This is a genomic window from Limnofasciculus baicalensis BBK-W-15, assembly GCF_024178385.1.
Lineage (GTDB): Bacteria > Cyanobacteriota > Cyanobacteriia > Cyanobacteriales > Coleofasciculaceae > Limnofasciculus > Limnofasciculus baicalensis.
Genome location: NZ_JAMZMM010000335.1, coordinates 1 through 6,876 on the forward strand (window position 1 = coordinate 1; position 6,876 = coordinate 6,876).

The 6,876-nt window shown below is 42.6% G+C and carries 4 protein-coding genes; all 4 read right to left on the reverse strand.

What is annotated here, in order from left to right; translation table 11 throughout:
• Positions 1–163 precede the first annotated feature (163 nt).
• Positions 164–3,217: a glycoside hydrolase family 31 protein gene (locus tag NJ959_RS23650; RefSeq protein ID WP_254014203.1), complete on the reverse strand. Its 3,054-nt coding sequence runs from the start codon at positions 3,215–3,217 to the stop codon at positions 164–166.
• A 60-nt stretch (positions 3,218–3,277) separates the two neighbouring features.
• Positions 3,278–3,997 (reverse strand): hypothetical protein, encoded by a 720-nt coding sequence (locus NJ959_RS23655; protein WP_254014204.1) that lies wholly within the window; start codon positions 3,995–3,997, stop codon positions 3,278–3,280.
• A 464-nt stretch (positions 3,998–4,461) separates the two neighbouring features.
• Positions 4,462–6,189, reverse strand: coding sequence for an HD family phosphohydrolase (locus NJ959_RS23660; RefSeq protein WP_254014205.1), 1,728 nt, complete (start codon positions 6,187–6,189; stop codon positions 4,462–4,464).
• Between the two features lie 490 nt (positions 6,190–6,679).
• Positions 6,680–6,876, reverse strand: a 197-nt coding sequence (locus tag NJ959_RS23665) for a hypothetical protein (RefSeq protein WP_254014206.1), incomplete at its 5' end; no start/stop codon positions are given.

The window sequence follows — 6,876 nt, forward strand, 5'->3', positions numbered from 1 at the left end:
TTGTGTAGCGGCGAATTCATTCGCCCTGGCTTGTTGAAACTGGTGCAAGTTATCAATTATAAAGAATGGGTCAAAGCAGAAGCTTAATTAAAATAAAAAGAGAGGGGCATATCGTTTACCCCTCTCTAAAAAATGGAATTATCCTGACATAATCACCCAACCATTAGAAATATTCTGCCGTGATGGTGATATTTGGACTGTTATCAAACACCTTGACGAAACTAATATTGATGTTTTGGTTGTAATACCACGCATTGCTAGATGATGCGTTTAAATTATCACTTCCTTGCACCTGTGGAATAGTTTGTCCGGCTATCTTGACACTCTTCAAGCAACATGAACTACCTTGAGTTTCAGAGGGATCGTGCAGTACCGCCACAAAGAAATAGGTTTCCAACTTCGGAGTGTAGCCATCATGGATGCGATCTACTTTAATCTCGCGAGTCTTTGTAGCAGTGTAAGAATGCGTAATCTCAGTTCGACGATATTCATCATTCGCCTCTTCATCCCATCCAGAGTCCGCTGGCATCTTAGGAGCAGAAGAACGGCTCACACCATCATCTAAGAACATGGTGTATTTCCCAGTCTCACCTGGATAGACATTCAGAGTAATCGGATTGGGCTTACCTTCCTTATTCAGTTGTCCTACATATTGTTCCAATTCAATTGTAGGAATAATAGCCCCCGCACGGACATACATCGGCACAATGAAGTTAATGTGATTCCCTTCCAGATTAAGACTAGCATCAAAATCTCGGATAGTTGTCCCACCCTCAACAGCAGCACCAAGGGGCATAGTATTGTTCATAAAACAGTACCAATCGCTGCCGTAGGGAACATAAACATCCCGGTTGCCATGGTTTTGCTGAAGTCCCTGGGGTTCCTGGGGATCTAAAACTGGAGCAATTAACAGATCCTTACCCACAAAGAACTCGTTGTCTAGGAAACCTTCTTTATCATTGTAGAGGGATTGATCGCCGGGATCGTTAATAAACAAAGGTCTCGATATTGGTAGTCCACTCAGCGAGTTTTCAAACATCGCATCGTAGAACAACTGCATCAGCCGATAGCGCAATTCAATGTAGTGCTTGCAAATCGGCAGTACCATCCGGTACAGATTTTGTGGTTCAGGCAGCTTGCCACCCTTATATTGGTTAAACCATTCCACATACATGAATGGCTCTTGAAACTCTTTACGCCCTTTGCGGACATAATGATTCCGGAACCAGGGGAGGAAAGCACCCGCTCCCGTCCAACGAATCAGCAATTCTGGACTAGCCCATTTGCCTTCATCCACCGCTGACGCTTCAAAGCCGCCAATATCCTGCCCATTGATGGCTAATCCGCACAAACCCAGAGACAGCACTTGGGAGACATTCATCTTCAGAAAATCCCAGTCTGAAGAGTTATCACCATTCCACAATCCGGCATAGCGATGTACGCCGCTGAAACTGCCCCGTCCAATGATAAAGTTCCGCTTGTTTCTTCTTTCGCTTAAGTTGGGGTATTTGGGATCGTTGAGTTCGTGCAGGCGGTTTAATCCCTGATATGTGGCTTTGTGAAGATTGTAAGAGTACAAATTCCACACCTTAATGGCAGGGGTTAATTTAGGCGCAGATCCAGATAAGGAATCATCTGTCACCAACAAGCGAAATGGAAAACCTTTCATATCTCCACGATAATCGCGGATTGCCGGGGTGGTCATATCCTGCCAAACCATTTCTAACCCCATGGAATAGAGGTATTTATATTGGGTTCCCCACCATTCACGCACCTCTTCCCGACCGAGATCCGCGTAATGACCAGAAGCCCCTAGCTCATTACCATAGGAATCATTGCCGTAGTACACCCCACCAATATAGGGTTCGCCACTATTGAAACCTTCAACATACCCATTATTGGGAGAGAATTGATTACCGCTACCGTAAAGCTGGTAAACTTTGCTATCAGGATTTCCGGGATCGTAACGCCTGTCCACGACGAAATACCCTTTTTCTTTGGCCTCAGCGTAAGTTGAATAATTCGGATCTAACCGACTAATCACTGGGGTAATGTTGGTACTGCATTTCACACCCTGTTCTTTTAAGCTGTGAAACATTCCGTAGGGATCGGGGAATTTATTGGTATCAATTGTGAAGGTTTGGTAGTTCTTCTGGATATCGACATCAACGTGGAGCCCATCTAGGGGAATTTGGTATTCCCGATGCTTGCGAACTGCCCATTCCACAATGTCCTGACGTTCGTAACCATAACAACCTTGATGATATCCCAAGCAGTAGCGGGGTTTCAAGCGCGGTCTCCCCACAATTTCGGTATAACTATCTAGGATGTTGGCAGGATCGTGTCCGATAAAGAAATAAAAGTCAAGGTCGCCAAAGCGAGTCCCAATCATATAGCGACTGGAGTTGATATAACCGATGTCCACTAGGACTTGACCAGTGTTATCAATAAACACGCCATTGACGCTATCGTGTTCGGGAACGCCATGAAATTCGTAAAAGAACGGTTCTGAGTGGTAAAGAGGTTCCCGGGGGTCTAAAGGACCGCGATCGTAAACCTGCCGATACCGCATATTATCGAAGTTGAAATAGTTGATTTGTGCGGTATTTTTGCTCAGAGATTGCCCGCCTTGTTCGCCAAAGCCTACATATTTGGCATTGGCGGGTTTTCTCACGGCCTGGATAATGGCGTAATCATTATCTCCGTTAGGGGTATAGTAAATCGGAGTATCTGCGGTTTGCCACACAATATATTCTTCATGGGGGGCAAACATATAGACGGTAATTGAGAATGGTTGATGGTTAACAACCACTTTCATTTCCGGTTTATTATCCCCATCCCCAGCCTTCGTCACCAGTTCGATGCTGTTGCTGCTATCTTTCACATCCATGTGAAAGTGTTCGTTCCTGTCTAGTAGTCTGGTCAAATCTTGAAATGTCTTCAACATGATTGAAGGACTAGTTCCTTGGGCATATTCCTGGGCGGTTTTGCCGGGATTGAAGCGCAACCGGAAAGTGTCCTTCTGAGGAAACTGGATTAGCATACTGCATGGCTTGCCATCGCTGTTGCTAAAAGTCAGCGTCAGAGTTTTGGAAGTGGCATCGAAACTATGACTTTGGACTGCACCCAGCTTTTTCCAATCTTTATACTTGCCAAAATATTCTTCTACTTTGAGAAATTTGTAGGCATCTTTTTCGGAAAAAATTACATTCGACATGATTATCCTCTGGTAGTAAAAAATTTATCGTTCGAGTAGCAATTGAATTGATTCAATCGATTAGATTGGATGAAATTCGTTGGCCATCCAAATGCAGTCAGTATCAGAATAATACTGATGCCACGGATAAACAAATTGACCATCTTCGTCCACACTGGCAAAGGGAATATGAGTATCCCCCGGACTCATAATCACATCTTCGTAGAGGGTATCAAAGTTATTGGCATGAAACTTTTGCATCCTGCCGATACCGTATATCTGAGTATGGACTTCTAGGAAATCCGGTACCATGTGTTGGATGTGGATGGCGCAATTGGTCTTGGCTGGGACAAACCACCAATTTACTTTCAGTTGGTATTCTTTGATTTTGCTTTCTTGGGGTTGATCGGATAATCCTGTGACAAAGTAGGGATCGAATTTGACGATTCCTAAGTCATATTGGGTAGATTTATACAATGGGACATCTTTGGGAAAGTCGGCGATGTTGCCGAATAGATTCCATAGGGCGGGATCTAAGACTATTCCCCCAATATTGGTTTCATCTCCTCCAATTTCGATCAACAGCAAAGAGTCTCCGTCTTTAATACTAATCTCTTGGAGGATTGTTGAAGTCCGAGGCCGCAAATATTTTTCTGGATTTTCGGCAATATGGGCTTTTTGATTGCCGAGATTAACGACGATTGTCCGGTTTTGAATATAATAGTTGCGGACATTGGTCAGCCATGTGGTTTTCAGATATTTCTCTGAAAACTTAATCGGTTGTTCTGTATTATCGGACATGATAAAAATCAACCTTTTTTTATTTTAGCTATAGGAAAGTGTCTCATCAAATGGCGCAAATCTGTTATAAAAAACAGCAATTAATTGAATTGTTAAATCCAATAGTAATATCGGCGCTTATCCTAAACAATCTGACGTTCAAAATCAGGTTTAAGGATATCGATGATAACTTATTTTCCTATTCAGTTTTAGTGCGACTGATGGTGTTTGCCGTAATTTTCAATCGCCACGCTATACTAGCGAATACTGAAAAGAAAAGTCAAGGGTAAAAAAAATAATTTTAATTTAATGATAATTTAACCATTCCCAATAAAGCCAAAACTGTCTCCCAGTTAGACTCTCAGGTGTACCTCACTCTGAAATCCGCTGGAAAAAAAGGGAATGAGCCTATTACCCATTCCCTATTCCCCATTCCCTATTCCCTATTCCCTATTCCCCACTCCTCATTCCCTATTCCCCACTCCTCAAGTGAGGGAGTGAGTACCAATACCTAGAGTATGACCCAAGGATGAGAACACCTGACGTTGCTCGAATAACTCAACTAAATCTTTATTGAGTTTGTTTTTGGATGCTTCTTGTCGCAGGATATGGAGAGCAGTTTCAACAGGTAGCCGCCGCTTGTAGGGGCGATCGCTAGCTGTGAGTGCGTCGTAAATATCTGCAATTGTGAGCATCTGAGTTTGGATGGAAATTTCATCCTGTTTTAAGCCTTGGGGGTAGCCACTGCCATCAAGTTTTTCGTGATGTCCATAAGCTATAGTGGGGACATTTTTGAGATGTTTTGTCCAAGGAATTCGTCGCAGAAATTGGTAGGTGTGAGAAACGTGAGATTCAATACCTAAACGCTCTTCTGGTGTCAGGTTTCCTCTGGGAATTTGTAACTGAGCCATCTCTTCCTCGGTAATCAGAGGTTTGCTCACACCATCTATATCTCGATAGGTATATTGGCGGAGGGCTTTCAGTTGAGCAGCAGTTTCTTCAGAAAATACTTGCGAATCTCTTGTGATTATGACATCGGGTTCATTGAGTTCTCTGATTAAATCCCAGTAGTAATTGAGGGCTTGAATATGTTGATTTACCTGGACATCAGTTTGTTCGATTTTTTTACAGTGGATACAGTCTGAACCGTTAGCGTCATTCTCATGCCCGCCACTGGGATGTTCTAGTAAAGACTTGAACTTAGCTTGAGCGCATTCCATTTCCTTTGTCCGCTGTGCGATCGCAAAACGATGGCGGATCACTTCAAATTGTTGAGGATAGAGTTTTTTCTGCTTCCCTAATATGGCTTCTGGTACTCCTACTTTGCCAAAGTCGTGTAATAAGGCTCCATAGCGAAGTTCTCGCAGTTGGCGATCGCTTAAATATATCGATCGCAGTGGACCTGATAGAATAGAAGATGTTTCTTCTCCTAGTCGCACGGTTAGTTCTGCCACCCGTTCCGAGTGACCGGATGTCGTCGGATCTCGTGTTTCGATAATTTGGACAGAGGCTCTGACAAATTCTTCAAAGAGATTTTCAATACTCTCTTGGAGTTGATTTCGTTGAATGGAAATTGCTGCTTGAGAGGCGAGGGATCGTACAATCCTTTCTTCTGAAGCTGAATAAGGTTGGGTTAACTCTTCTGCGTACTCTTTGGTAAAGTGAACATTGGTGTTAATTTTCCGATTAATAAGCTGAAGTACACCAATAATTTCGCCGTCTGGCTCTTGCATCGGCAGGACTAATACCGAACAAGTCCGATAATTCATGCTATTATCGAAAGTGCGGTCTAGCCCATAAGGTACTTCAGATGGCAAATGATAGGCATCTGACAAATTTAAGGTTTCACCCGTAAGGGCTACATAGCCCGCCAGACTTTGGCGAGTTAGAGGCATGGCAAATTCATTAAAGGGAGCATCGGGTAGAGACTCATTCTGCGCTACCTTGAAAATTAGCCTGGGTGTACCATGGTTACGGTCGATGAGATAAACGCTTCCACCGTCGCTATGAGTGATTTCCCGACTCTTGGATAAGATCAGATTGAGCAATTCTTCTAAATTGCTGCTGCTGGAAAGGGCTGTACCAATAGCTAATAGTTTTTCAATCAGTTGTCCCTTTTCGGTGGATATTTCTAAAGAGTCTAGTCCATCTAGAGAGTCTGCTAAAAAGCGTGAACTCTCCAATGTCACGATGGGGCATTGGATATCTGTCATGATTTATTAACCGAATAAATTAGAAATCAGCAGACCCATTGCTGGTAAAGTTCTGTGCCAATTAAACTATACTCTGCGAGGGGATAGATTGGGTTTAAAAACTCAATCCTATAGGTTGAGCGAAAAGGAGTCTCTCCTTCCTTAAAAGCTCACCTTATAGCAGCGCAAAGTATATTTAACGAATTATTTTACTAATTCCCCTGATTGTCTAAGTTCCAGCACCTTGTCATGGGTCGTTTTACTCTGACCCTATTTATTATATTCTTAAAAATCGGTAATGACATCAGCCATATTATGTATTTTTGGGTACGCGATAGTACCGATTATTTTTTATTTTATTAGAGATTATTAAAATAGGGTAAAAATCAATGATAACAGTAAATATAACTACTTATTTTTAGCGACACTTTATGGTTATTTCATAATTTATGCTTCACATTTCAGCTTTGAAGATGTAATACAATTGGTTGAAAAGGGTAAGTCAATTGTATTACAGTAATCGGACTGATGCAGGTACTCCATGTGTGGTTAGAATGGTGCGCCATTTAGAGTGTAATACACCCGATAAAGATGAGGAATATTCTTTCTCTAAGAATTCTCCGATACAATCTACAAATGTTCCCCTAGTCTCCCTAGTGCAGGTGGGCAGAAATAACCCATCAGTTGTGAGCAGGGGAGGAGGGGAGC

Coding starts and splice junctions, on each gene's coding strand:
- NJ959_RS23650 (WP_254014203.1), bottom strand. CDS start 3,217: ATGTCGAATGTAATTTTTTCCGAAAAAGATGCCTACAAATTTCTCAAA.
- NJ959_RS23655 (WP_254014204.1), bottom strand. CDS start 3,997: ATGTCCGATAATACAGAACAACCGATTAAGTTTTCAGAGAAATATCTG.
- NJ959_RS23660 (WP_254014205.1), bottom strand. CDS start 6,189: ATGACAGATATCCAATGCCCCATCGTGACATTGGAGAGTTCACGCTTT.